General features: G+C 66.4%; 30 protein-coding genes. 24 read left to right on the plus strand and 6 right to left on the minus strand.

Annotation, left to right across the window (positions count from 1 at the left end; genetic code table 11):
* Positions 1–124 precede the first annotated feature (124 nt).
* Genes motA through KYX69_RS01995 form a run of 13 tightly spaced genes read left to right on the plus strand, consistent with a single transcriptional unit; the run spans position 125 to position 9,438 of the window.
* A complete protein-coding gene (gene motA / locus KYX69_RS01935; protein ID WP_300493054.1) occupies positions 125–1,009 on the plus strand; it encodes a flagellar motor stator protein MotA in 885 nt (294 codons plus the stop codon).
* Positions 984–1,316 (plus strand): STAS domain-containing protein, encoded by a 333-nt coding sequence (locus KYX69_RS01940; RefSeq protein ID WP_300493055.1) that lies wholly within the window; start codon positions 984–986, stop codon positions 1,314–1,316. Before motA ends, KYX69_RS01940 begins: the two co-directional genes overlap by 26 nt.
* A complete protein-coding gene (locus tag KYX69_RS01945; RefSeq protein WP_224922395.1) occupies positions 1,313–1,678 on the plus strand; it encodes a response regulator in 366 nt (121 codons plus the stop codon). The genes KYX69_RS01940 and KYX69_RS01945 overlap by 4 nt, the downstream gene beginning before the upstream one ends.
* Entirely contained in the window at positions 1,675–3,825 is a 2,151-nt protein-coding gene (locus tag KYX69_RS01950) for a chemotaxis protein CheA (protein ID WP_300493057.1), read from the plus strand. The genes KYX69_RS01945 and KYX69_RS01950 overlap by 4 nt, the downstream gene beginning before the upstream one ends.
* Positions 3,822–4,313 (plus strand): chemotaxis protein CheW, encoded by a 492-nt coding sequence (locus KYX69_RS01955; RefSeq protein WP_300493059.1) that lies wholly within the window; start codon positions 3,822–3,824, stop codon positions 4,311–4,313. Before KYX69_RS01950 ends, KYX69_RS01955 begins: the two co-directional genes overlap by 4 nt.
* Positions 4,313–5,191: a protein-glutamate O-methyltransferase CheR gene (locus KYX69_RS01960; protein ID WP_300493061.1), complete on the plus strand. Its 879-nt coding sequence runs from the start codon at positions 4,313–4,315 to the stop codon at positions 5,189–5,191. The genes KYX69_RS01955 and KYX69_RS01960 overlap by 1 nt, the downstream gene beginning before the upstream one ends.
* The gene (locus KYX69_RS01965) at positions 5,188–6,240 is read left to right on the plus strand and encodes a chemotaxis response regulator protein-glutamate methylesterase (protein ID WP_300493063.1); all 1,053 of its coding nucleotides are present in this window, start codon (positions 5,188–5,190) and stop codon (positions 6,238–6,240) included. Before KYX69_RS01960 ends, KYX69_RS01965 begins: the two co-directional genes overlap by 4 nt.
* Entirely contained in the window at positions 6,241–6,630 is a 390-nt protein-coding gene (locus KYX69_RS01970; RefSeq protein ID WP_294017182.1) for a response regulator, read from the plus strand. It begins immediately after the preceding gene.
* The gene (locus KYX69_RS01975) at positions 6,627–7,160 is read left to right on the plus strand and encodes a chemotaxis protein CheD (RefSeq protein ID WP_300493065.1); all 534 of its coding nucleotides are present in this window, start codon (positions 6,627–6,629) and stop codon (positions 7,158–7,160) included. The genes KYX69_RS01970 and KYX69_RS01975 overlap by 4 nt, the downstream gene beginning before the upstream one ends.
* Positions 7,161–7,171: 11 nt before the next feature.
* Positions 7,172–7,486 carry a hypothetical protein gene (locus tag KYX69_RS01980; protein ID WP_300493067.1) on the plus strand — a complete coding sequence of 105 codons (315 nt, stop codon included), beginning with the start codon at positions 7,172–7,174 and terminating at the stop codon, positions 7,484–7,486.
* 2 nt (positions 7,487–7,488) lie between these two features.
* The gene (locus KYX69_RS01985; RefSeq protein WP_300493070.1) at positions 7,489–8,340 is read left to right on the plus strand and encodes a flagellar motor protein MotB; all 852 of its coding nucleotides are present in this window, start codon (positions 7,489–7,491) and stop codon (positions 8,338–8,340) included.
* 10 nt (positions 8,341–8,350) lie between these two features.
* Entirely contained in the window at positions 8,351–8,800 is a 450-nt protein-coding gene (gene fliL, locus KYX69_RS01990; protein ID WP_300493073.1) for a hypothetical protein, read from the plus strand.
* Positions 8,800–9,438 carry a PilZ domain-containing protein gene (locus KYX69_RS01995; RefSeq protein WP_300493076.1) on the plus strand — a complete coding sequence of 213 codons (639 nt, stop codon included), beginning with the start codon at positions 8,800–8,802 and terminating at the stop codon, positions 9,436–9,438. The genes fliL and KYX69_RS01995 overlap by 1 nt, the downstream gene beginning before the upstream one ends.
* A gap of 1 nt (position 9,439) precedes the next feature.
* Here KYX69_RS01995 and fliP read toward each other — a convergent pair whose 3' ends face one another.
* The 3 genes from fliP to KYX69_RS02010 are packed head-to-tail and all read right to left on the minus strand — an operon-like array spanning position 9,440 to position 10,900.
* On the minus strand, positions 9,440–10,189 hold the full coding sequence (fliP, locus tag KYX69_RS02000) for a flagellar type III secretion system pore protein FliP (RefSeq protein WP_300493079.1): 750 nt from the start codon (positions 10,187–10,189) through the stop codon (positions 9,440–9,442).
* Complete coding sequence (locus KYX69_RS02005; protein ID WP_300493082.1) at positions 10,182–10,646, minus strand: flagellar biosynthetic protein FliO; 465 nt, start codon at positions 10,644–10,646, stop codon at positions 10,182–10,184. The genes fliP and KYX69_RS02005 overlap by 8 nt, the downstream gene beginning before the upstream one ends.
* Complete coding sequence (locus KYX69_RS02010; protein WP_300493084.1) at positions 10,643–10,900, minus strand: FliM/FliN family flagellar motor switch protein; 258 nt, start codon at positions 10,898–10,900, stop codon at positions 10,643–10,645. The genes KYX69_RS02005 and KYX69_RS02010 overlap by 4 nt, the downstream gene beginning before the upstream one ends.
* A 110-nt stretch (positions 10,901–11,010) precedes the next feature.
* Between KYX69_RS02010 and flgC the strand changes: the two genes are divergently transcribed.
* From flgC to flhB, 5 genes are read left to right on the plus strand one after another with little or no spacing between them, the layout of a single operon-like run.
* Complete coding sequence (flgC, locus tag KYX69_RS02015) at positions 11,011–11,418, plus strand: flagellar basal body rod protein FlgC (RefSeq protein ID WP_300493087.1); 408 nt, start codon at positions 11,011–11,013, stop codon at positions 11,416–11,418.
* Positions 11,419–11,429: 11 nt separating this feature from the next.
* Entirely contained in the window at positions 11,430–11,759 is a 330-nt protein-coding gene (locus KYX69_RS02020; protein WP_300493090.1) for a flagellar hook-basal body complex protein FliE, read from the plus strand.
* Positions 11,760–11,768: 9 nt separating this feature from the next.
* Positions 11,769–12,035 (plus strand): flagellar biosynthetic protein FliQ, encoded by a 267-nt coding sequence (locus KYX69_RS02025; RefSeq protein ID WP_300493093.1) that lies wholly within the window; start codon positions 11,769–11,771, stop codon positions 12,033–12,035.
* A gap of 7 nt (positions 12,036–12,042) precedes the next feature.
* Positions 12,043–12,801, plus strand: coding sequence for a flagellar biosynthetic protein FliR (gene fliR / locus KYX69_RS02030; RefSeq protein ID WP_300493096.1), 759 nt, complete (start codon positions 12,043–12,045; stop codon positions 12,799–12,801).
* A gap of 4 nt (positions 12,802–12,805) precedes the next feature.
* Positions 12,806–13,879 (plus strand): flagellar biosynthesis protein FlhB, encoded by a 1,074-nt coding sequence (gene flhB, locus KYX69_RS02035; RefSeq protein WP_300493098.1) that lies wholly within the window; start codon positions 12,806–12,808, stop codon positions 13,877–13,879.
* 74 nt (positions 13,880–13,953) lie between these two features.
* Here the strand turns inward: flhB and KYX69_RS02040 are convergent, their stop codons facing one another.
* Positions 13,954–14,379 (minus strand): flagellar assembly protein FliX, encoded by a 426-nt coding sequence (locus tag KYX69_RS02040; protein ID WP_300493101.1) that lies wholly within the window; start codon positions 14,377–14,379, stop codon positions 13,954–13,956.
* Between the two features lie 84 nt (positions 14,380–14,463).
* Here KYX69_RS02040 and KYX69_RS02045 point away from each other — a divergent pair, with 84 nt between their 5' ends.
* From KYX69_RS02045 to KYX69_RS02065, 5 genes are read left to right on the plus strand one after another with little or no spacing between them, the layout of a single operon-like run.
* Complete coding sequence (locus KYX69_RS02045) at positions 14,464–15,570, plus strand: flagellar basal body P-ring protein FlgI (RefSeq protein ID WP_300493104.1); 1,107 nt, start codon at positions 14,464–14,466, stop codon at positions 15,568–15,570.
* Entirely contained in the window at positions 15,570–15,869 is a 300-nt protein-coding gene (locus KYX69_RS02050) for a rod-binding protein (RefSeq protein ID WP_300493107.1), read from the plus strand. The genes KYX69_RS02045 and KYX69_RS02050 overlap by 1 nt, the downstream gene beginning before the upstream one ends.
* Positions 15,859–16,278 carry a flagellar biosynthesis protein FlgN gene (locus tag KYX69_RS02055; RefSeq protein ID WP_300493109.1) on the plus strand — a complete coding sequence of 140 codons (420 nt, stop codon included), beginning with the start codon at positions 15,859–15,861 and terminating at the stop codon, positions 16,276–16,278. The genes KYX69_RS02050 and KYX69_RS02055 overlap by 11 nt, the downstream gene beginning before the upstream one ends.
* Positions 16,279–16,337: 59 nt before the next feature.
* Positions 16,338–16,574 (plus strand): hypothetical protein, encoded by a 237-nt coding sequence (locus tag KYX69_RS02060; RefSeq protein WP_300493112.1) that lies wholly within the window; start codon positions 16,338–16,340, stop codon positions 16,572–16,574.
* Complete coding sequence (locus KYX69_RS02065; RefSeq protein WP_300493114.1) at positions 16,567–18,096, plus strand: methyl-accepting chemotaxis protein; 1,530 nt, start codon at positions 16,567–16,569, stop codon at positions 18,094–18,096. The genes KYX69_RS02060 and KYX69_RS02065 overlap by 8 nt, the downstream gene beginning before the upstream one ends.
* A gap of 77 nt (positions 18,097–18,173) precedes the next feature.
* Here KYX69_RS02065 and KYX69_RS02070 read toward each other — a convergent pair whose 3' ends face one another.
* Together KYX69_RS02070 and KYX69_RS02075 are read right to left on the minus strand one after the other, a co-directional pair.
* Positions 18,174–18,590 (minus strand): flagellar basal body protein, encoded by a 417-nt coding sequence (locus KYX69_RS02070; protein ID WP_294017202.1) that lies wholly within the window; start codon positions 18,588–18,590, stop codon positions 18,174–18,176.
* Between the two features lie 4 nt (positions 18,591–18,594).
* Positions 18,595–21,264 (minus strand): hypothetical protein, encoded by a 2,670-nt coding sequence (locus KYX69_RS02075; protein ID WP_300493116.1) that lies wholly within the window; start codon positions 21,262–21,264, stop codon positions 18,595–18,597.
* A 104-nt stretch (positions 21,265–21,368) separates the two neighbouring features.
* On the opposite strand from KYX69_RS02075, the gene KYX69_RS02080 reads away from it, so the two are divergent.
* A complete protein-coding gene (locus tag KYX69_RS02080; protein WP_300493118.1) occupies positions 21,369–22,400 on the plus strand; it encodes a flagellar motor switch protein FliG in 1,032 nt (343 codons plus the stop codon).
* Positions 22,401–22,405: the final 5 nt, after the last annotated feature.

Consider the following 22,405-nt stretch of genomic DNA (forward strand, 5'->3'; position numbering starts at 1 on the left):
GGTCCGGTCGCGTGCGCATCGGTACCGAAAACAAATATCGAAAAGACGCGCCCCGCGTCCGCCGCCCCCCTGCCCCGCCTATAATCGACGGGACCATCACTACCGGCAGGGGACCGCCACCAACATGCTTAACGGCGTCGGATTCGTCATCATCATGATTTGCGTGTTCGGCAGCTACATCATGGCTGGCGGCAAGATGGAGGTCATTCTCCACGCGCTGCCGCATGAAATGATGGCGATCGGCGGCGCGGCGATCGGCGCCTTTCTGGTGTCCAACCAGATGGCAGTCGTGAAAGCGGCCGGCAAGGGCATCGCCAAGTCGTTCAAGGGCAGCCGCTGGAAGGACAGCGACTATCGCGATCTGCTGACGCTGATGTTCGGCCTGTTGTCCGCATTCAAGAAGGGGGGCGCGACCGCGATCGAGCCGCATCTGGATTCGCCCAAGGACAGCCCGATCTTCAGCCGCTACCCGCGCCTGATCGCCGACCATCACCTGACCGAGTTCATCTGCGATTATCTGCGCATGATGACGGTGAATTTCGAGGATCCGCATCAGATCGCCGAAGCGATGGAAAACGACATCGAGGCGCATCACCATCACGAGATGCATCCGCAGCACGCGCTGCAGCAGATGGCCGACGGCCTGCCCGCGATCGGCATCGTCGCCGCGGTGCTGGGCGTCATCAAGACCATGGGATCGATCGACCAGCCGGTCGAGATCCTGGGCGGGATGATCGGCGGTGCGCTCGTCGGCACCTTCCTGGGCGTGCTCCTGTCCTACTGCTTTGTCGGCCCGCTGGCCGCCAAGCTGGGTCAAGTTATCGAAGCGGACGGCAAGCCGTTCGTCATCGCCAAGACCGCGATCGTCGCGCATGCCCAGGGCATGCCGACCCAGGTCGCAGTCGAAATCGCCCGCCGGGCGACGCCTTCGGACAAGGCGCCGACCTTCCAGCAACTCGAAACCGCGCTCGAGGAGGCAAAGAGTGACTTCGCAGCCCAACCCGCCTGAACTGGCACCGTCGCCGGGAGGGATCATCGAACTTCCCACGCATGGCGTCACCGTGACCGCAGAAGAGCTGAAGGTGCGCCTCGTGCTCGCCGCCGACGCCCGGGACGACATCGTCGTCGATGCCGGCGCGGTGGAGAGCGTCGGTCAGGCCGTGCTGCAGCTGCTGCTGGCCGCCCGCATTGAAGCCGAAGCGCATGGCCATCGCTTCATCATCCAAAACCCCAGCCCCGCCTTCCTGGCCAGGACCGAGGCGCTTGGTCTGACCGACCGTTTGGGCCTGAGCCACCAAGAGGAACTGCAATCGTGAGCAAGCTGATTCTTACCGTCGACGATTCCGCGAGCATGCGCATGCTGCTCAAGGCGTCGCTCACCGCCCAGGGGTTCAAGATCGAGGCGGCCAATGACGGCCGCCACGGTCTGGAGCGGATGCAGGAGGTCAAGCCCGACCTGCTCATCACCGACATCAACATGCCCGAAATGGACGGCTTCGAGCTGATCGAAGCGGTACGCGGCCTGCCCGAGTTCCGCGGCACGCCAATCCTGGTGCTGTCGACCGAATTCTCTGACGAGAAGAAGGCGCGCGCCCGCTCCGCCGGCGCGACCGGATGGATCACCAAGCCGTTCGAGGCCGAAAAACTGGGAGCGGCGATCCGCCGCGTCTGCCCATGAGCGACGATATGGACGATATCCAGGCGATCTTCTTTGAAGAATGCGCCGAGGGTCTGACCGCTGCCGAGCAGGGCCTGTCCGCGATGCAGGCGGGCGACGTGTCTGCCGGCACGATCGCGGCGGTGTTCCGCGCGGTCCATTCGATCAAGGGCGGCGCGGGCGCGTTCGGCCATGTCGCGCTGACCGCCTTTGCGCACAAGTTCGAGAATCTGCTCGACGAAGTGCGCGCCGGCCGCATTGACCCGACCCCGGCAACGGTGGGCGTCATGCTCTCCGCGCTCGACATCCTGTCGGATCATGTCGGCGCGTCGCAGGGCACCGTTCCCCTGCCCGACGACAGCGCGTCGTTGGCGGCGATCCAGGCGATTCTCGACGCCGACCATTCGGCCCCTGCTCCTGCCCCCGAAGCGCCCGTGGCGCAGCCGGAAGCGGCGGTTGAAGCGGAGCCGGATCCGTTCGGGTTCGAGCCGGTCGCGGTCGCGCTGGATTTCGACTTCGACACGCCGGAAGAGGCAGCTGCCGAGCCCGAAGAGCCCGCCGCCGAAGCGGTGTGGCGCGTCGAATTCGGCCCGTCGCGCGACGCGATGGCCGCCGGGGCCGAACCGGTGCTGGTCATTCGCGAGCTGGAGGACAATGGCGGGCGCGTCGTCGCGGTCGATTGCGACACCCTGCCCCCGTTGCGCGACCTCGATCCCGAACAGGCCTATCTGCGCTGGACGATCGAACTGCCCGGCTGGACCGCCGAGGCGCGGATCAACGACGCGTTCGATTTCGTCGCGCCGGACTCGCATATCGCGATCACCCGCGTCGAGCCGAGCGCAGTCGCGGCAGAACCCGTCGAAGCCCGCACCGAGCGTCTCGACGATGCGCGTGCGCTGATCGAGCAGGTTGCGGCAGCCACCACGGCTGCGCCGACGCTGACCGCCGTGCCGTCCGCGCCTGCGCCGACGAGCGACGGTGGATCGCAGACGATCCGCGTCGACCTGGTCAAGCTCGACATGCTGCTCAACCTGGTCGGTGAGCTGGTCATCCGCAACTCGATCCTGTCCGATCGCCTGAGCGCCAAGGATCAGGAGCGCGTCGAGCTGCCCGAACTCGCCCGCCTGACGCGCGAGATTCAGGACAATGTGATGAGCCTGCGCGCCCAGCCGATCAAGCAGGCGTTCAGCCGCGTGCCGCGCATGCTGCGCGACCTGATGGCCGAGACCGGCAAGCAGGTCCAGCTGCACACCCATGGCGAGATGACCGAGGTCGACAAGGGCGTGATCGAGAAGATCGGCGACCCGCTGACCCACCTCATCCGCAACGCGGTCGACCATGGCCTGGAGAGCACCGAAGAGCGCCTGCGCGCCGGCAAGCCGCCGCAGGGGACCATCGTGCTGTCGGCCGAGCAGAAGGGCGCCCGGATCATCGTCACGGTGTCGGACGACGGCAAGGGCATCGACCGCGCCCGTGTCCGCGCCAAGGCGGTGGAGAAAGGTATCATCCCCGCCGACGCGGTGCTGAGCGACGAGGAAATCGATCAGCTGATCTGTGCCCCCGGCTTCTCGACCGCGGCGACGATCTCGAACATCTCGGGTCGCGGCGTCGGGATGGACGTGGTCCGTTCCAACGTCGAGGCGCTCGGCGGCCGCGTCGAGATCGCGTCGGTTCCGGGCAAGGGCACCAGCTTCACGCTCGTCCTGCCGCTGACCCTCGCGATCCTGGACGGCATGGTCGTCCGCCTCGCCGGACAGCGCTTCGTGCTCCCGCTCGCCACCGTGATCGAGGCGATCCGCCCCGAACCGGGCCAGGTTAGCGCGACCACGCCGGGCAGCGAAGTGATCGAGATCCGTGGCGATTACCTCCCGGTGCGCCGCCTGACCCAGGTGTTCGGGCTGCATGCCAATGAGGATCGCCCGGTGCACGAAAGCCTGGTGATCATCGTCGAGAGCGAGAGCGCCGGCCGCGTTGGCCTGTTGGTCGACACGATCGACGACCGCCGCGAGGTGGTGATCAAGAGCCTGGAGCAGAACCTCCACCCGATCCGCGGTCTGGGCGGCGCCACCATCCTTGGTGACGGTTCGATCGCACTCATCCTCGACGTCGAGGCGCTTGTCGCCCCGGCCGGGCAGACCCGCAACCTTCTGAGAGGACTGGCAGCATGAACGAGCAAGAGACCCCCGTCGACGAGATCAAGATCGTCACCTTCACCTTGGGCAGCCGCCATTTCGGCATCGACATGCGCTCGCTGATCGAAATCCGCGAATGGGCCGAGCCGACCCCGCTCCCAAGCGTGCCGGGCTATATCCTGGGCGTGACCAACCTGCGCGGCACGGTGGTGCCGGTGATCGGCCTCGCCGACCGGTTGGGCTGGACGCCGAGCGATATCCATGCGCGCTCGTGCGTGCTGGTCGTCAACATTGCGGGCAAGCAGGCCGGCTTCCTGGTCGACGAGGTCGATGACATCGTCGCGATCCAGGAAAGCGCGATCCAGCCGGCCCCGGATGTCGAGCTGCAGGAAGCGTCGGTGATCTCGGGCCTAGTCCAGATCAACGCCCGCTCGCGCGATGGCAGCGAGCCGAGCGCCCAGATGGTGCTGCTGCTCGACCTCGACGCGCTTTCGATCACCCGTCACCTGGACCTGGCCGCATAATGAGCATGTCGCTGGCGCCTGCGCCCATGAGCCCGCTGCTGTCCGACGGCGCCCCGCCGCTCGGCGACAGCGAGTTCGCGGCGATCGCGCGGATCATGATGACTGAGGCACGCATCAGCCTGCCGACGACGAAGAAGGTGCTGGTGCATTCGCGCCTGTCGCGCCGTCTTCGCGAACGCAGACTGGCGTCGTTCAAGGACTATATCGCCTTTGCCGAGAATGACGCGGAAGAGTTGCGGCTGCTGGTGACGGCGCTGACGACCAACCACACGCATTTCTTCCGCGAGAGCCATCACTTCGACCATCTGCGCGACGTGCTGATGCCGAAGCTGAAGAGCGACCCCAGCCGCGCGCCAGTGCGGATGTGGTCGGCCGGCTGCTCGAGCGGCGAGGAAGTCTACACGCTGGCGATGACGCTGCTGGGCACCGACCGCCAACAGGCGGAATGGATGCGCAACCGCGATGTACGCCTGCTCGCGACCGATATCTCCGAGCCGGTGGTCAACGCGGCAGCGGAAGGCTTCTACGCTGCCGGCGGCGTCGACGGCGTGCCCGAGGCGTATCGCAAGGCGTGGATGGTGCCGGAAGGCAATGGCTATCGTATGGCCGAGGCGGCGCGCGCGCTGGTGACGGCGCGTCCGCTCAACCTGTTCGGCGAATGGCCGATGCGCCAGCGCTATGACGCGATCTTCTGTCGCAACGTCATGATCTATTTCGACGACAGCGCGAAGGAAGAGCTGGAGGCGCGACTGGTCGATCTGCTCAAGCCGGGCGGCTACCTCTACATCGGGCACAGCGAGCGGCTGATCGGCCCGGCGGTGTCGCGGATGAAGAGCTGTGGCAACACCATCTATCAGCGCACGGACGGTGCCGCATGAGGCCCGTTCGCGCCCTGATCGTCGATGACAGCCCGTCGATGCGGGCGGCCCTGACGCGCATCCTGTCCGGCGATCCCGAGATCGAGGTCGTCGGAGCAGCCCCCGAACCGCACACCGCGCGCGAAATGATCAAGGAACTCAATCCCGATGTCCTGACGCTCGACGTCGAGATGCCGGGGATGGACGGTCTGTCCTTCCTTGAGCGGATCATGCGGCTGCGCCCGATGCCGGTCGTCATGTGCTCGTCGCTGACCGCGGCAGGCGCGGAAGTGACGATTGAGGCACTGCGCCTCGGCGCGGTCGACTGCATCGCCAAGCCATCGGGCGGCCCGGTCGAGCTTGCGCTGGGTGCCGAACAGTTGCGCGCCACGGTCAAGGGAGCAGCGCGCTCCCAGGCACGGCGCGGCCTGTCGTCAGTGGCGCCCGTGTCGCACACGCCCGCTCCGGCGGCGAGCCAGGCACCGTTCCGCGACGTCGTGATCGCAATCGGCGCATCGACGGGCGGCGTGGAAGCCTTGTTCCGCGTGCTCGGGGAACTGCCGACCGATTGTCCGCCAGTGCTCGTCGTTCAGCATATGCCGGCCGCATTCACCGCCAGCTTCGCCGCCCGGCTCGACCGCGGCTGCGCGGTCCGCGTGGTGGAGGCGACGGACGGTGCACGGCTGCAGCGCGGCACGGTCTATATCGCGCCCGGCGGGTCGCATCACATGGTGCTCGAGGGCGGCACGACCGGCCGGATCAAGCTGGTCGCCGCCGACCCGGTCAACGGCCACCGCCCGTCGGTCGATATGTTGTTCGATTCCGTCGCCAAGCTGGGCAAGGGTGCCGTCGCCGCGATCCTGACCGGCATGGGCAGCGATGGGGCGAGCGGCATGCTGGCGATGCGCCAGGCCGGCGCGCGCACCTTTGGCCAGACCCGCGAAGATTGCGTCGTGTGGGGGATGCCGCGTGCGGCCCTTCAGCTCGGCGCGGTCGAAACCGAAACCAGCCTGTCAGCCATGGCAGGTGCCATCCTCGCCGCTTCGCGCGGCAAGTATCAGGAGCGTTAAATGCCCGCCGCGTCAGCTATCCGAGTCATGGTCGTCGACGACCAGACCAGTATGCGCGCGATGATTCGTCGCGCCCTTCAGGATTTCGGGTTCAAGGACATTCGCGACAAGGCGACCGCGCCCGAAGCGCTGTCGGCGATGCGTGTCGATCGCGTCCACCTGATCATCTCGGACTATAACATGCCCGAGATGGACGGACTCGAGTTCCTGGAAACGGTCCGCAACGATTCCGTGCTCGCCAAAACCGTGTTCATCATGCTCACCGGCTCGTCCGACCGCGAGGTCGTGGCGAAGGCGGCGGCATTGGGCGTCAACAACTACCTCGTGAAGCCGTTTGCGCCCGCCGCGCTCAAGGAAAAGATCGAGCGCGTCTTCGGTGATCTGTCATGAGTGTTGCGACCGCCGGCAAGATTTCGATCATTCAGGGTGAGTTCGCCGTGATCGCGAAGCCCGACATGGTGATCTCGACCCTGCTGGGGTCGTGCATCGCCGTGTGCCTGCACGATGCGCGCTCGCGGATCGGCGGGATGAATCACTTCCTGCTGGGGGAGCCGAGCCCGGACCACAAGGTCAGCCAAGCCGAGCTGCAGCGCTATGGCGTGCACGCGATGGAACTGCTGATCAACGGCATGATGAAGGCCGGTGCCGAGCGCTCGCAACTGCGTGCGCACATGTATGGCGGCGCCAACATCATCGCCGGGCTTGGCGGGATCGGCACGGCCAATGCCGCCTTTGCGCTGCGCTTTCTGCAGACCGAAGGCATCGCCATCGGCCACAACGACACTGGTGGGACACAGCCGCGCAAGGTCGAGTTCCGCCCCTATGACGGGAAAATTCGATGCACCTATGTCGCGGAGCCGCCGCCCGTCACCGTCCCGCCGAAGATGCCGGCGCATGGCGGCGAAATCGACCTGTTCTAAAGGGGTTAGCAATGCAAGAACACAACGCCCCAGCCTCCGGAACCGACCCGCTGGTCGGCGCGCTGCACAGCGCGGTCGCCGGCGAGCTGCGTCATGTCCGCGCCATGATTGAGGAACTCGCCGAGGTGCTGGTCGGCGACGAACATTTCGTCGACCGCTATCTCGACAAGCTGCAGGCATTCGATCTGCTCGTCCAGAGCACCGAAGAAAGCGCAGCCGTGCTCGACCGTCTCGCGGCGGGGGCCTGCACGCACACCGCGATCGCGCCGGTGCGCCTGGGCCAGATCCATGAGCGGCTGCACACGGCGCTGAAGGCGGCGCACTGACCATGGCCAGCCAGGCACCCAACGCGCGGCCCATCGTGATCCGCAAGGTCAAGAAGGTGGTCGGCGGCCATCATGGTGGTGCGTGGAAGGTTGCCTATGCCGATTTCGTGACTGCGATGATGGCGTTTTTCATGCTGCTCTGGCTGATCAGCAATCCCGACAAGGAAACGCTGAAGGGCTTGGCCGACTATTTCTCGCCCGGCCCGCCGATGGTGGGCGCGGCCGGTAGTGCTGCCGGCGGTGCCCAGGCAGGCTCGGGGGGACACGGCCGCGCGAAGAATGCCGATCAGGCGCAGGCCAAGGGCGTTCCCGCGATGGACGCGCAAAGCGTCGGCACCGCGCGCGGCGGGTCGGCGACGATCCCCGACGCGACGCTGCGCGTCCTGGCGCAGGAGCTGCGCGTCTCGCTCGATGCGATCGCCAGCGACACGAGTGCCCAGCAGAAGATCGAGTCGGACGAGGACGGTCTGCGCATCACGCTGATGGACAGCGTGCGTCAGCCGATGTTCCGCCCCGGCACCGCGCAGCTCAACGATCGTGCCCGCCGTCAGCTCAACACGGTTGCCGAGAAACTCGCCCGGTCGGGCGCGCGCCTGACGGTCGAGGGGCATACCGATGGCGCGGGCGGGGACAATGAAGCCAATTGGCGGCTGTCGGGAGAGCGCGCGCTGGCCGCACGGTCGACGCTGCTGAGCGGCGGCATCACCGCTGACCGCATCGCCGGCGTCATGGCGCGCGGCGCGAGCCAGCCGCTCTACCCGGGCGAGCCCGACCGCGCGGAAAACCGCCGCATCACGATCATCGTCAAAGGCGAGTCCCCCGCCACCCCCGCCGATTCAAGCTTCAAGCTGTGAGCCGACGACCATGAAGAAGATCCTCTTCCCTCTGATCCTCCTGATCACCGGCGGTGCTATCGGAGCCGGCAGCGGCTATGCGACCAACTTCTTCCTCGGCGCGCCGGCCGGCGCCACCACGGCAAAGCCCGAACCGGTCGAGGAAGAGCCGGGCAAGTTCGTGACCGTCCCGCCGATGACGGCCCCGCTGGTGCTCAAGGACGGAAAGCTGTCAGGCTATGCCACGTTCGAAATCCAGCTGGAGGTCGATGAAAGCCAAGTTGACGCCGTGACTGCGCGCCTGCCCTTCCTGCAGCACGCGATCAACCTGCGCACGTTCAAGGTGCCGCTGGCCGCCGGCAACGATGGGATGTTGCCCGACCTCGACAATTTCCGCCGCGTGGTGATCGAGGCCGCGCGTGAGGCGATCGGCCCCGACAAGGTGCGCAAGGTCGCGATCACAAAGGCGGAGCCAGCCTGATGTATAGCGAGCACCCTGAGCGCTGGAAGACTGCGCCAACCGCGATCGACGACCGGCGTAGTGGCGGCGAGACTCGCCTCGTCACCACCCTGCTCGTCGGGCGTCTGGTGACGCCGCACGGCGATGTCGTGTGCCGGGTCCGCAACATTTCGGAGAGCGGCGCCCGCGTGGAATGCCCGATCGCGCTGGCGCGCGGCGACGCGGTGCAGCTCGAACTGCGCGGCGCCCCGCTGCTTGATGCCGAAATTGCATGGTCGCAGGGCGGGGCTTCGGGCCTGCGCTTTCTGTCCCAGGTTCCAGCAGAGGTCATTCTCAAGCCCGAGCCGTGCAAACAGGGCTGGCACAACCGCCTGCCCCGGCTCGATGCCGAATGCGGGGTGCTGGTGACGTGCGACGGTCGGCGCATCGCCGCAACGCTGCGCGACATCAATCAGCGCGGGATGCGGGTCGATGGGCTCAATCGCACGTTGACCCAAGGCACGCTGTCGGTGCACATCCCCCAGCTGGGCACGGTGAACGCCGCAGTGCGCTGGCAGCGCGAGGATGCGGCGGGGCTGCAGTTCCTGACGCCGCTGCGCTTCGAAGTCCTGTCGGCGTGGTTGATCGATCCCAGCAGCCGGTTCGGGCGGCGAACTTGAGCTAACCCGATCCGAAACTTCGGATCAGGCTGCCCGCGACCAACGCCCAACCATCGACCAGCACGAAGAAGATGATCTTGCACGGCAACGCGATCGTTGTCGGTGGCAGCATCATCATACCCATCGCCATCAGCACCGCCGACACGGCCAGGTCGATGACGAGGAACGGCAACAGCAGCAGAAAACCGATCTCGAACGCACGGCGCAGTTCGGAGATCATGAAGGCCGGAATCAACGTGCCCAGCGGCACTTCGGCCCGCGTCTTGGCGGGCTGGGCGGCAAGTCCGTTGAACAGGGCGATGTCGTCGTCGCGCACCTGGCTCAGCATGAACTTGCGGAACGGCGCCGCGGTCTTTTCGAATGCCACGTCCTCGCTGATCTTGCCCTCGGTATAGGGCTTGATGCCTGCGGTCCACGCCGCCTCCAGCGTCGGCGTCATCACGAACATCGACAGGAACAGCGCCAGGCTGATGATCACCGGATTCGGCGGCACACCCTGCGCGCCAAGGCCGGTGCGCAGCAGCGACAGCGCGACGACGATGCGGGTGAACGACGTCACCGTCATCAGGATGCCCGGCGCCAGGCTGAGCACGGTCAGCAGCGCGACCATGCCGATCGCCTTGCCGCTCAGGGACCCGCTGACCGCCTCCAGCGCCGATCCCCCTGCCCCGTCGCCGCCCGTTGCGGCCGCAGCCGTCAGCGGGGCAAACAGCAGGACAGCCGTAAGGCCGTAGCGCAACAGCTTAGGCATGACGCGCGATCCGGGCATTGGCGAAGCTGTGGAACCGTTCGAGGTTGCTGAGGAATGCGGTCGATCCGGCGGTGTCGCCGCCGTCGCGCGCTGCGTCGAACGTCGCGACCGGTTCGGGCTCGACCAGCGCCGCAAAGGCGGGCGCGGCCTTGGGCGCAGGCGTATCGATCACGCGCAGCGCCGGGGCATCGGTGCGTGCCTCATGCAGCACGACATTCCCCTCCGGCGCCATCAGCACGAGATGTTCGACATTGTCGCGACGGACGAGCAGCAGCGAGCGCTTCTGATCGACGGTCAGCCGCTCGACCACTTCGAGCCTTTTGTCCGGCGCGCCACCCGCGCCGAGGCGTCCGGGCAAGCGAATGTCGAAGCGGCGGACCGCCCACAGCGCGCCGGCCAGCAGGCCGAGCACGATCGCGAGCGCGCCGAACATGCGCAGCAGGGCAAGGATCGTCATGCCACGGCACTCGCGGGCAGGACTTCGGAGATTTCGATCGACATATGCTCGCCGCTCACGATCACACGGCCCTTGGCGACCAAGGTATCGTTGACATAGATCAGCGTCGGGTCGGCGTCGGTGCTGTCGAGCGCGACGATCGCGCCGCGGCTCATCTTCAGCACCTGTCGGATCGGCAGCCGGGTGGAGCCCAGCACGATCGACAGTTCAACCATGATATCGTTGAGCACGGCGTTCCCCTGCGTGGTCGTCATACCGTGTTTATAGGGGGCAGATTTTGCCCCCGGTCCGACCGACCCGGAAAAACTTGCCTATAAGAAAGCTGTCGGGGGCAATTCCTGCCCGCCGCGCCGGATTTGGGATCATGGACCTCAAAACTGCCGTCTCTGTCTCCGCCTCGGGCTTGCGCGCGCAATCGCTGCGGATGCGCGTGATTGCGGAGAACCTCGCCAATCAGAGTTCGGTGTCGCAGACGCCGGGCGGCGACCCTTATCGCCGCCGTGTGGCAACTTTTGCCGCCGAGGTCGATCGCGCGACCGGCGCGACCAAGGTGTCGGTCAAGGGCGTCGCGACCGACAAGTCCGCATTCCAGCGCGTCTACCAGCCGGGCAACCCCGCTGCCGACGCCAAGGGCTATGTGAACATGCCGAACGTCAACGGCCTCGTCGAGACCGCCGACCTCAAGGCCGCGCAGCGTTCGTACGAAGCCAATCTCAGCGCCATCGAAGCCGCCAAGGGCATGACGATGCGCACCATCGACCTGCTGAAATAAGGGAAGCATCCATGTCCATCGGAGCACTTGACGCCGCCACCGCCTATGGCCGGGCCGCCGGCGTATCGCCGCTCTCACGCGGTCCCGGCATTGGTGGCCCCGGCGCGACCGAGGCCCCGGCCGCGGGCGGCTTCGGCCAGCTCGTCCAGGGCATGGTCGGCGAGGCGTCGTCGAGCCTGAAGGCCGCCGAAACCGCTTCGACGCGCCAGATCGCCGGTAAGGGCGACCTGATCGACGTGGTGACCGCGATGGGCGCCGCCGAAGTCGCGCTCGACACCGTCGTCGCCGTGCGTGACCGCGTCGTCAACGCATACTCCGAAATCATGCGGATGCAGATCTAGGCCCGCGCGATGGACGCCAACTCCGCCATCGAACTCGCGCGCGCCGCGCTGATCCTGACGCTGACCGTCGCCGGGCCGCTGCTGTTCGCCGCGCTGTTCACCGGCCTCATCATCGGCCTGCTCCAGGCGCTGACGCAGATTCAGGAACAGACGCTGACCTTCGTGCCCAAGATCATCATCATGGGGATCACCCTGCTGCTCAGCTTTCCGATGATCGGCGGCGCACTCGGCGACTTCATGCGCGTGCTGAGCGACAAGATCGTGCAGGGCGGCTGACCGCAACATGATCGAAGACCTGCCGCTGCACGCCACCGCCTTTCTGATCCTGTTCGCAAGGGTCGGATCGGTGCTGATGCTGCTGCCGGTCTTTTCCGAAGATGCGGTCCCCGCGCAGATACGCCTGTTCGCGGGCCTTGGCATGACGCTGGGCCTGTGGAGCTTCCTGTCGGCCAAGGTGATCCCGATGGCCGATGTCACCGACATTCAACTTGCGGGTATTCTGGTCGCCGAACTCGTCGTCGGCATCGCGCTCGGCCTGATCATGCGGATCATGTATCAGGCAATCTCGATCGCCGGGTCGCTGATCAGCCTGCAGATCGGCCTGACCTCCGCGATGGTGTTCGACCCCGGCCAGTCGGGCCAGGCACCGATCCTGTCAAAGTTCGTCGGCGTTGCCGCCGCGGTCGTGTGCTTCGCGATGGCGGTCCACCATCTGTGGCTGGGCGCTCTGATCAAATCCTATGGCCTGTTCCCGGTCGGGGTCATTCCGAACACGCAGGATTTTGCCCAGCTGGCGGTGAAGGTCGCGGGCAATTCGCTCGCGCTCGGCGTATCGCTCGCCGCGCCGCTGCTGGTCTATGGCATCGTCTTCAACACCGTCCTCGGCCTGGTCGCGCGCGTCGCGCCGGCGCTGCAGGTGTTCTTCATCGCCCAGCCGCTCAACCTGTTGCTGGGTGTCACCATCACCGCCGCGACGCTGGGGGCGACGCTCGTCACCTTCGCGAACAGCATCGCGACGTGGCTGAACATGGGCTGGAGCTGACGCGATGGCCGATGAGTCGGAGGACAAGGACTCCAAGACATTCGCCCCGTCCGAAAAGCGCATCGAAGATGCGCGGAAAAAGGGCGATGTGCCGATGGCGCCGGAGATGCGTCAGGCGGCGATGTTCGTCGGCCTGATCATCGTCACCGGCGGCCTGGGCGCACAGGCAGCGTCCGCCATGGCCGGATCGCTCGCCCGCATCTGGGGCCGCGCCGACGACTTCATGTTCACCCCGGACGGCGCGCAGGTATTCGGCGGATATATCCTAGCCGAGCTGGCTGCTGCGTTGCTGCCCTTGCTCGGCGCATTGTTCGGCTGCGCGCTGATCGGTGGCTTTGCTCAGGGCCGGCCGATGCTGAGCTTCAGCCGCATCACACCCAAATTGTCGAAGATCAATCCGGTGTCGGGGCTGAAGCGGATGTTCGGCGCGCAGGGGCTGTTTGAATTCGCCAAGACGCTGGCCAAGCTAATCGTGGTCGGCACGATCGGGACGATCATCCTGTGGCCCTTCCTGCCGGGTTTCGAGACGATGGTGGGTGTCGGCCCGACGACCATCGCCGATCTGTCGCAACAGATGATCATGAGCGTGCTGACCATCGTCGTGGTGCTGGTCGCGGTGATCGCGGGCGCCGACTTCGTCTACCAGCGCTATAGCTGGACGAAGAAGAACATGATGTCGCTCAAGGACATGAAGGACGAGCACAAGGAGCAGGAGGGCGACCCCAAGATCAAGGGCAAGATGCGCCAGATCGGCCTCAAGCGCTCACGCCAGCGGATGATGCAGGCCGTCCCCTCCGCCACGGTCGTCATCACCAACCCGACCCACTACGCCGTCGCACTGAAATACGACCATGGCGCAATGAACGCGCCGATCGTGGTTGCCAAGGGCACCGACGCGATCGCGCTGAAGATTCGCGAGATCGCGACCGCCAACGGCGTGCCACTGGTCGAAAACCGCCCGCTCGCCCGCGCGCTGCACGCCAGCGCGGAGATCGATCACCCGATCCCGCTGGAACATTATCAGGCGGTGGCCGAAGTCATCAGCTATGTGATGAAGCTGGCGAAGGGCGGACAGTAAAGGCAGGTTCGACAGGCACCGGACCGGAAAAATCGCCGATCCGCGCTGTTAACCATGTCCATTCAGAATCTGAATCAAACGGTGCGGTCGTGCTTGGCCAGTTCGACGCGCACGCGCAGTTCGATGTCGCGCGCGATTTCAGCGAGCTCGGGATCGTCCGGCATTTCGAACAGCGCGGCCCATTGCGACAGCGCGTCGAGTGCCGCCGCGTCGGGCAATCCCTTGACCTGCGCGGCGTGCAGCTGCTCGAGGATCTCGAGCCCGCGTGCCGCCGGGCGTGCCTCATGCCGGCGCTTGTCCTTAGGCGTTTCCAGCGCTGTCGCGGCGGCAAGCAGCACGTGAACCGTGGTCGCAGCCTGCAGCGTCGGGGCCGCCTGAGCCCCCTGTCGCGGGGCTTCGGGCATCTCCATTTTCGGGATGGCCAGGCGCAGGGCGGCGTCGGATTTGGACAGCGCGCTGAGCACCATCTGCACCGGCATCGGAACGCCCTCGATCCGCACTGCTTCTCTTCTCCACGAAGACCGGAACGGCCTTCCTCTTTCTATAAGAGGATTAACGGCGTTCCGGAGACGATGGACAGGTTTATGCACATTTTGAGGTTCCTGTTGCTGGCTTTGGTGCTGGCCTTGCCCGGCACCGCCGCCGCAAACAGCGCGCATCGCATCAAGGACATTGTCGATATCGAAAATGTCCGCCCCAACCAGCTGGTCGGATACGGCCTGGTCGTCGGCCTGCCCGGCACCGGCGACCGCACGCGCAACACGCCCTTCACCGAGGAATCGATGCAGGCGATGCTGGAGCGGATGGGCGTCAATGTGCGCGGGTCGCAGCTCAAGACGATGAACGTCGCCGCCGTGTCGATCACCGCGACCATGCCGCCCTTTGCCCGCGCCGGATCGCGGATCGACGTGACCGTATCGGCGATCGGCGATGCCACCAGCCTGCAGGGCGGCACGCTGATCGCGTCTTCGCTGCGCGCGCTGGATGGCGAAATCTATGCCGTGGCCCAGGGCCAGGTCTCGGTCTCCGGCTTCAAGGCGCAGGGCGCGGCAGCGAGCATCAGCCGGGGCGTCTCCACCTCGGCTCGCATCGCCGATGGCGCGATCATTGAGCGCGAGGTGCCGTTCGCGCTGCGGAGCGCGACCAGCCTCAAGCTGGCGCTGAAAAACCCCGATTTCACCACTGCGAACATGATTGCGGGCACGATCAATTCGACCTTTGCCGGCACTGCCGAAGTACTCGACCCCGCCACGGTCGAGTTGAAACCCGGCCCCGGCTTTCCCGGATCGGTGGTCGATCTGGTCGCCCGCATCGAAAACCTGCCCGTCACCGTCGATCAGCCAGCCAAGGTGATCGTCAACGAAGCATCGGGAACGGTGGTGATGGGCGCCAATGTCCGGATCAGCCCGGTCGCGATCGCGCAGGGCGGCCTGACCATCAGCGTCGCCGAAACGCCGCAGGTATCGCAGCCAGCACCGCTGTCGCAGGGGCAGACCCAGGTCGTTCCCCGCACCCAGGTCACGGTCGATGACGGCACCGGCCGTTCGCTCGGCACGCTGGGCGGCGAAACCTCGCTCGCCTCGCTCGTCGCCGGCCTCAACGCGCTCGGCGTCAGCCCCCGCGACCTGATCACCATTCTTCAGGCCGTGAAGAGCGCCGGCGCGCTCCAGGCCGATATCGAGGTGCAGTGATGAGCCCCCTCTCCACCCCCGCCACCGCCACGACCGGCGCCGCGCCGAACATTCCGACGCCAAAGAGCAAGGAAACCGCGCAGGCGTTCGAGGCGACCTTTATCGGCCAGATGACCCAGCTGATGCTGGAAAGCGTCGAGGAGGGTGAATTTTCGGGCGGTCATGGCGAACAGATGTTTCGCGGTGTGCTCGCCGAAAATCTCGGCACCGCCATCGCGGCGAAGGGGGGCATCGGCCTAGCCCCGGCCGTGATGGACCAGATCATCAAGTTGCAGGGGGGCAACCCGCATGGAAACTGAGCTTCTCGACCTGTTTCGCTCGCTGGCGTCGATCAGCGAGGAGGAAACGATGCTGCTGGCGCACGGCCGTCGCGGCGAGATCGCCGGGCTGGTGCAGGCCAAGACCCGACTGGTCGGCGCGGTCGATCATGAAGTGGCGCGGCTCGACCGGACCAACCCGGGCTGGCGCGACACGCTCGCCCCCGAGACGCGTTCGGAACTTGGCGAGCTGGCCGCGCGGCTGCGCGACATCTGCGCCGCCAATGGCGCGGCGCTCAAGCGCCAGATCGATCTGTCGAATGACATGATGGCGGAAATCGCCGCCGACGCCCGCCGCCGGCGCGGCACGGGCAGCGGAGCCTATGGCGCATCGGGCGGCCTCGCCTTTACCGGGATGGCGGTGCCGATCTCGGTCAACGCAAGCTTTTGAGGGCGGGCCTCGCCCTCGCAGTGGCAGTGCCACTGGCAGTACCGGTGGGGGCATCGATCATGCCCCCGCCGGACGGCGCGATGCTGATCGCACCCATCGTCCCGGTCCGACAGGCCGAGATGATCGACTGGATCGCGCGCGCCGACGCCGGACTGATCGGCACCGGGCCGCTGCCCGGATCGCTGGTTGTCATCGGCAAGCGCGACACCGTGGTGCGCGAAAGCTGGCGTCACGGCGCGATCGTGCTCGCCGCACGACCGCAGAGTTGTACTGGAAGGAAGAGTTGGGATGAGTGAGTTGACGCTGGACGGCATTCGCAAGGCGGGCCTGACGCTGGTCATGGCGGTCGCGGGGGTCCTGTCGGTCGCGGTGCTGGTCGGCATGCTGGTGACTGGCGCGGACGGAGTCGTGACCGTCGCGCTCGCCCTCGCCGCTTTACTCGCCTACCCTAGCTGGCTGTGGCGGCGCGGCGAGATCGACAGCACTGCGCGCATCGCTGCGAGCATGGCACTGGTCGCGATTCCGGCGGTGATGCTCTACGCGTTTCGCGGCATGGCGTGGCAGGTCGACCTGCACATGGCTTTCTTTGCCGCGCTCGCGATCACGGCGGTGCTGTGCGACTGGCGCGCGATCATCGGGGCCACGGTCGTCGTCGCGGTCCACCACCTGTTGCTCGGCATGGCGGTCCCCGATTGGGTGTTTCTGGGGGAAGCATCGTTCGCGCGGATCCTGCTGCACGCCGTGATCCTGCTTGGCGAGGCCGGGGCGCTGGTCTTTATCTCCGCGCAGGTCGTCGCACTGCTCGACGCCATCGCGGACAAGGACGCTGCGCAGCGCGCGACCGAAGCGGCGATCACCGCCGAGCGCGAGCAGCGCATGCGCGAGCTGGAGAGCGCATCCACCGCCCTTGCACGCGGACTAGAGGGCTTGAGCCGCGGCGAGCTGCATCACCGCATCACGGGCGCGATGCCAAGCGGCTATGCGGCGATCCAGGCGCACTTCAACGAGGCGGTCCAATCGCTGCGCTTGCTGGTGCAGGCGGTGTCGAGCGGCGCTCTCGAGCTGGAAAACAACTCGTCTCAGATCGCCCAAGCGGCGGAGGATCTGGCAGCCCGCAGCGAGCGCACCAGCGCGCGGATCGACGAGGCCTCCGCCGCGATCGGTCAGATCGACGCGCGGCTCCGCGATGGCAACGGCACCGTGCGCGAGACCGTCGCGCGCGCCGATGAAGCGATCACCAGCGTCCGTCGCGGACGCGGCGTCACTGACGATGCGGTCCAGCGCATGGAGCAGGTGGCGGAAAGCGCGGCCGGTATCGACGCGGTGATCGAGGGCCTCGACAAGATCGCGTTCCAGACCCGCGTTCTGGCAATGAACGCAGCGGTCGAGGCCGGACGCGCCGGGGAAGCGGGACGCGGCTTTGCCGTTGTCGCCGACTTGGTCGGCCAGCTTGCCATGCGCTCCGAAGAAGAGGCTAAGCGCGCCCGCGAACAGCTCACTTCGACCCAGGATCAGGTCGCCAATGCCGTGACCGCGATCGGCCAGGTCGATGGCGCGCTCAACGGGATCGAGCAGGTGGTGGAGGGCGTCCACCAGCTGCTGAATGGCCTTGCCCAGGATTATGGATCGCACGCCGGCGCGTTGACCGAGGTCAGTGCGGCGTTTGCGACGCTCAACGAGTTCACCCAGCAGAATGCGGCGATGGTCGAGGAGAGCAACGCCGCCGCCCGCGCGCTGTCGGACGAGGCACGCGCCTTGGCTCGGCTGACCGAGCGGTTTGCGCTCGATGACACGCCGCCGCTGCGCCGGGCGGCCTGACCCAGCGCGATTGCCAACGAAAAGGGGGGGCGTCCCGGCCGGGACGCCCCCCCTTTTTTAACGCGCGGCGCGTGGCGTCAGCCGCCGCCCTTGCGTCCCAGCGCCGACTGCATCAGCCCCTGGCTCTTACGGTATAGGCTGGTCATCGCGGCGAAGTCCGCCTGGACCTGGCCCATTTTGAGCAGCTGATCTTCGAGCGTGACATTGTTGCCGTCGGGCTTGGTCTCGCTGGTGTCGGCGTCGAGCATGACGCTCCCCGCCGAGATCGGCGCGCGCGCGCCGAGCGCCGCCATGCTCCCGGTCAGCTGGACCCGTGGCCGCGCGATCGATGCGCTGCTGTTCCCGGTGTTGATCAGATCGCTGAAGTCGGGTGCGCGCACGTCGCGCGCCTTGAAGCCCGGCGTTTCGCTGTTGGCGATATTCTCCGAAATCACGCGCTGGCGTTCCGAGAGATGCTTCATGTTGCGGGCAATCCCGCCGATCAGATCACTCATGCTGTCAGAACCCTATGGATGTCGACGGACCCGAGGCGAGACGGCTGAGCGCCGCCTGATAATTCGCCATCTGGGCCTGTTCGCGCGCAGTGCTCCCGCCGCCACGCGCGCCTTCGACCAGTGCCTGTTTGCCATCGTCCCAATAGAGCGAGCGGTAACCCGTCTGCGCGACCGAGAGGGCGGACTTGAGCTTGGCGAGCGCGGCGGTCGCCGACTTCTGGTCCGCGATCGCCAGACCCGGATTGAGGCCCAGACCGAAACTGCCGCCCGGACGGACGCGCGGGGCGTCCTTGTCGATCGGATCATAGCCGGAAACGCGTGCCGCCGGCAGGCCGAGCTTTTCCAGCGCATCGCGACCCGCCGGTCCGGCGACGAACTCGATATCGATCCCCGCCTTGGGTGAGACCCGCAGCTGCGCGCCATCGTCCTTCTTGGGGGTGGTCACCAGCGCCTTGGATCCGGTGATCTTGCGCACCTTGTCGGCCAAGCTGGCCAGCGTCTCTTCCTTGGCGATGGTGATCGTGCGGAGCGGGCCGCCAGCCACGCGCATCTGGAACGTATCGCCTTCGCGCAGGGTGGACCCGGTGGTCAGGCGCAGCGAGCCTTCCGGCGTCGCGACGCCGCGACCAAGGCCGAGCGCGTCGACCTTGCTCGACCCGCCATCGGAAGCGGCGACGCGAACCGGTTCGGTGCGCAGGGTGGGCTGCCCGAACTGGCTGATCTTCTCAATCCCGCCGCTGGCCGGATCAAGCCGTGCAACGAAACCGTCGGTCGGGCCGACGCGCGTGCTGCCCAGGTCGCCGGTCGTGCGACCGCCGACGTAAAGCTTGCCATTGCTGAAGGCGAGGCTGTCCACCTGTTCATTGCCCGCCGTACCGAGATAGGTGGTGGCCATGCCGCTGCCGTCTGCGGCGAGGCGCATCACGAACCCGTCGCGTCCGCCGGTAATGCTGTTGACCTGCGTCCCGGGCAGCGCCGTGAGCGTCGTGCCCCCGATCGCGATCGATCCGTCGGACGCAATCGCGATGGCGCGCGCGTCGGCAGTGCCCAGATCGACGGTATCGAGCACCGTACCGGGGCTGGCCGGATCGAGGAAGCGCAGCTTCGACGTCGCGCCCTCCTTGGTCAGCGCGGCGAGGCGACCGTCGGCGGTCATCGTCATCGCCGTGATGCTCTCATCGCCGCTGGTGCCGGGCAGCTTGACCCGCTGCGTCACCGCGCCGGTTCCGTTGAGCCGGGCGACAAACGCGTCGCCCCCACCCTGCGCCGCGCGCCCGCCGACCAGGATCGCGCCGTCATCGGCGACGGCGATGCTCGTGGCGCGGTCATCACCTGACGATCGGATGCGGCTGGCGAACATCTCGTCGCCATTGTTAGCACAGCGGGCGACCAGCATGTCGGCGTCGGCATTGGTGCCGCCGAAATTCCCCGACACGGTTCCGGCCACGACGATGTCGCCATTCTGGGCCACTGTCACGGCAGCCCCGGACGCACTGTCGGCAGCGCCCAGCGCGCGCTGCCACACGACATTGCCGACACTGTCCATCTTGGTGAGATACAGGTCCTGCGTGCCCGCAGCGCGCAGCTCGTCGAGATCGCCCGACGCGGTGCCCACGACATAGGCAAAACCATCGGCATCGGTCGCAACCGCATCGGTGGTTGTCGCCACCGCCTTGGTCGTCAGCCGGTCCTTGGCCTCGATCGTCGCCAGCGTCTTGTTGGTCATCGCGGCTTCGGGATCGTCGATCCGCAGCACACGGGCGGCGGTCGGCGTTTCCAGGCCAGTGCGGCCGGTTGCGACGATCAGCGCATCGGGGGCATCGACCTGATCGATCGACACGCTTTCCAGCCCCTGACGGTTGATGCCCATCGTCCAGCCGTCCTTTTCGGTCTTCTTCGGCTCGAACGAGGCCTTCCATTTGGGCGCAGGCGTTCCATCGTCATTGAGCACGATATTGCCGCCGGCATCGCGCAGCGGGATATTGGCGATCGCCTGATTGACGAGGTTGGCGACGCTGTCGAGCGTCGGCGGTTCGGGCAGCGAGCCCAGATCGATTACCACGGTATCGACCGAGCTGCCGCGCTCCAGCGTAACCCGGAAGCGTTCGGTCCCCGACATCTGCGACAGCACCTCGTCACGCTTGGCCACGACGCCCTTGCCCGACACGCTCACCGTCAGCCCGCCTGTGCCCGGCGCGACGACCGTGCTCTCGGCACGGCGCACCGGCTGGCCGAAGGACAGCTCCAGCTTGTCGGACGGCGCAGTGCCCATATAGGTCTGCAGGTCCGCCAGCCCCTTGGCGAAGGTGGCGGCGAGTTGGCCGCGTTCGGTTGACGAGAGGCCCGGCTTGGCCGCACTTTCGGCAAGCACATTGAGGCGGTCGAGCGCTTTCCACGTAGTGAAGGCCGATTGCACATCGGTCGGCAGCGCGCGCACGCCGGTCAGCGGCTTGTCGATGATCGTCGCAAGGCGGCGGATCGTGGCGATCTGGGTCGAGATCGAACCGGTGGCACCGGCCTCGCGCCAGGGAGGGGTCGTTTCGGGCAGGGTGAACTGAGCCTTGGCCTCACGCACGGCCTTGCTTTCCACCGTCAGGCCCGCGCCCGAGGTCGAATACCAGCTCGTATCGGCACCCAGCAGGGTCAGCCCCGCTAATCCCGAATTGATGTTCATGTTCCTGTCCTCACGCGACCGGGAACCCCCTTTCCTGTCCATAATAGAGGGGTCGTGCGCGAAACCGACGGGTTAACCACGAATAAATGCAGGGGAACTAGACGATGATGATGACTCCGGTCGCGGAACCGCCAGAATATAAGCGGCTGAACCAGCGGGAGCGCGCGGCTGCGCTGATGCTTGCGCTGGGCCAGGAGCATGGCGCCCCGATCTGGGAACAGCTGTCGATCGACGAGGTCAAGGAGCTGTCGCAGAGCATGTCGCAGCTCGGCCGGATCCCGTCGAACCTGGTCGAATATCTGCTCAACCAGTTCCAGGTCGAAATGTCGTCGATGAGCTCGTGCCACGGCTCGTACGAAACGACCGAACGCCTGCTCAACAGCGTGCTCGACGCCGAACGGGTGAAGGAGATCATGGAGGATATCCGTGGTCCGTCGGGCCGGACGATGTGGGACAAGCTGTCCAACGTCAACGAAGGCGTGCTCGCCGGATACCTCCGCAACGAATATCCGCAGACCATTGCCGTGATCCTGTCCAAACTCAGGTCGGACCATGCCGCACGCGTGCTCGGCGCACTGCCCCGCGACATCGCGGTCGATGTGGTGCAGCGGATGCTGCGCATGGAAACGGTGCAGAAGGAAGTGCTGGCACAGGTCGAAGCGACGCTGAGGACCGAGTTCATGGCCAATTTCGCGCGCGCCCAGCGCCGCGATCCGCATGAGGCAATGGCCGAAATCTTCAACGCGATGGACCGCTCGACCGAGGAAAGCATGCTCTCCGCACTCGACGCGCGCTCGCCCGATGCGGCTGATCGCATCCGTTCGCTCATGTTCACCTTCGAGGACCTGGGTGGGCTGCTGCCAGCCTCGATCGCGGTCATCGTCCGCCAGGCCGACAAGCGCCAGATGGCGCTAGCGCTGAAGGGCGCGCCGGAGAATATCCGTTCGCTGTTCTTCTCCACCATGACCGAGCGCTCGGCGAAATTGCTGCGCGAGGACATGGCGTCGATGGGGCCCGTGCGCGCGCGCGATTGCGAAGAGGCGCAATCCGCCCTTGTCCGCCTCGCCAAGAACCTCGCCGATATGGGGGAGATCGTGTTGGTCGATCCCAAGAGCGACGACACGATGATCGTCTAGGGGAC

Source organism: Sphingomonas sp., from assembly GCF_030145815.1.
GTDB lineage: Bacteria > Pseudomonadota > Alphaproteobacteria > Sphingomonadales > Sphingomonadaceae > Sphingomonas.

Excerpts from the sequence above, each read along its gene's own strand:
- KYX69_RS01955 (WP_300493059.1), top strand. The coding sequence starts at position 3,822 with ATGAACGAGCAAGAGACCCCCGTCGACGAGATCAAGATCGTCACCTTC.
- motA (WP_300493054.1), top strand. The coding sequence starts at position 125 with ATGCTTAACGGCGTCGGATTCGTCATCATCATGATTTGCGTGTTCGGC.
- KYX69_RS02080 (WP_300493118.1), top strand. The coding sequence starts at position 21,369 with ATGATGATGACTCCGGTCGCGGAACCGCCAGAATATAAGCGGCTGAAC.
- fliR (WP_300493096.1), top strand. The coding sequence starts at position 12,043 with ATGATCGAAGACCTGCCGCTGCACGCCACCGCCTTTCTGATCCTGTTC.
- fliL (WP_300493073.1), top strand. The coding sequence starts at position 8,351 with ATGAAGAAGATCCTCTTCCCTCTGATCCTCCTGATCACCGGCGGTGCT.
- KYX69_RS01960 (WP_300493061.1), top strand. The coding sequence starts at position 4,313 with ATGAGCATGTCGCTGGCGCCTGCGCCCATGAGCCCGCTGCTGTCCGAC.
- KYX69_RS02070 (WP_294017202.1), bottom strand. The coding sequence starts at position 18,590 with ATGAGTGATCTGATCGGCGGGATTGCCCGCAACATGAAGCATCTCTCG.
- KYX69_RS02055 (WP_300493109.1), top strand. The coding sequence starts at position 15,859 with ATGGAAACTGAGCTTCTCGACCTGTTTCGCTCGCTGGCGTCGATCAGC.
- KYX69_RS02005 (WP_300493082.1), bottom strand. The coding sequence starts at position 10,646 with ATGACGATCCTTGCCCTGCTGCGCATGTTCGGCGCGCTCGCGATCGTG.
- fliP (WP_300493079.1), bottom strand. The coding sequence starts at position 10,189 with ATGCCTAAGCTGTTGCGCTACGGCCTTACGGCTGTCCTGCTGTTTGCC.
- KYX69_RS02050 (WP_300493107.1), top strand. The coding sequence starts at position 15,570 with ATGAGCCCCCTCTCCACCCCCGCCACCGCCACGACCGGCGCCGCGCCG.
- KYX69_RS01980 (WP_300493067.1), top strand. The coding sequence starts at position 7,172 with ATGCAAGAACACAACGCCCCAGCCTCCGGAACCGACCCGCTGGTCGGC.
- KYX69_RS02010 (WP_300493084.1), bottom strand. The coding sequence starts at position 10,900 with ATGACGACCACGCAGGGGAACGCCGTGCTCAACGATATCATGGTTGAA.
- KYX69_RS02075 (WP_300493116.1), bottom strand. The coding sequence starts at position 21,264 with ATGAACATCAATTCGGGATTAGCGGGGCTGACCCTGCTGGGTGCCGAT.
- flgC (WP_300493087.1), top strand. The coding sequence starts at position 11,011 with ATGGACCTCAAAACTGCCGTCTCTGTCTCCGCCTCGGGCTTGCGCGCG.
- KYX69_RS02065 (WP_300493114.1), top strand. The coding sequence starts at position 16,567 with ATGAGTGAGTTGACGCTGGACGGCATTCGCAAGGCGGGCCTGACGCTG.
- KYX69_RS01965 (WP_300493063.1), top strand. The coding sequence starts at position 5,188 with ATGAGGCCCGTTCGCGCCCTGATCGTCGATGACAGCCCGTCGATGCGG.
- KYX69_RS02025 (WP_300493093.1), top strand. The coding sequence starts at position 11,769 with ATGGACGCCAACTCCGCCATCGAACTCGCGCGCGCCGCGCTGATCCTG.
- KYX69_RS02045 (WP_300493104.1), top strand. The coding sequence starts at position 14,464 with ATGCACATTTTGAGGTTCCTGTTGCTGGCTTTGGTGCTGGCCTTGCCC.
- KYX69_RS02060 (WP_300493112.1), top strand. The coding sequence starts at position 16,338 with ATGCCCCCGCCGGACGGCGCGATGCTGATCGCACCCATCGTCCCGGTC.
- KYX69_RS01985 (WP_300493070.1), top strand. The coding sequence starts at position 7,489 with ATGGCCAGCCAGGCACCCAACGCGCGGCCCATCGTGATCCGCAAGGTC.
- flhB (WP_300493098.1), top strand. The coding sequence starts at position 12,806 with ATGGCCGATGAGTCGGAGGACAAGGACTCCAAGACATTCGCCCCGTCC.
- KYX69_RS01995 (WP_300493076.1), top strand. The coding sequence starts at position 8,800 with ATGTATAGCGAGCACCCTGAGCGCTGGAAGACTGCGCCAACCGCGATC.
- KYX69_RS01950 (WP_300493057.1), top strand. The coding sequence starts at position 1,675 with ATGAGCGACGATATGGACGATATCCAGGCGATCTTCTTTGAAGAATGC.
- KYX69_RS01970 (WP_294017182.1), top strand. The coding sequence starts at position 6,241 with ATGCCCGCCGCGTCAGCTATCCGAGTCATGGTCGTCGACGACCAGACC.
- KYX69_RS01975 (WP_300493065.1), top strand. The coding sequence starts at position 6,627 with ATGAGTGTTGCGACCGCCGGCAAGATTTCGATCATTCAGGGTGAGTTC.
- KYX69_RS02020 (WP_300493090.1), top strand. The coding sequence starts at position 11,430 with ATGTCCATCGGAGCACTTGACGCCGCCACCGCCTATGGCCGGGCCGCC.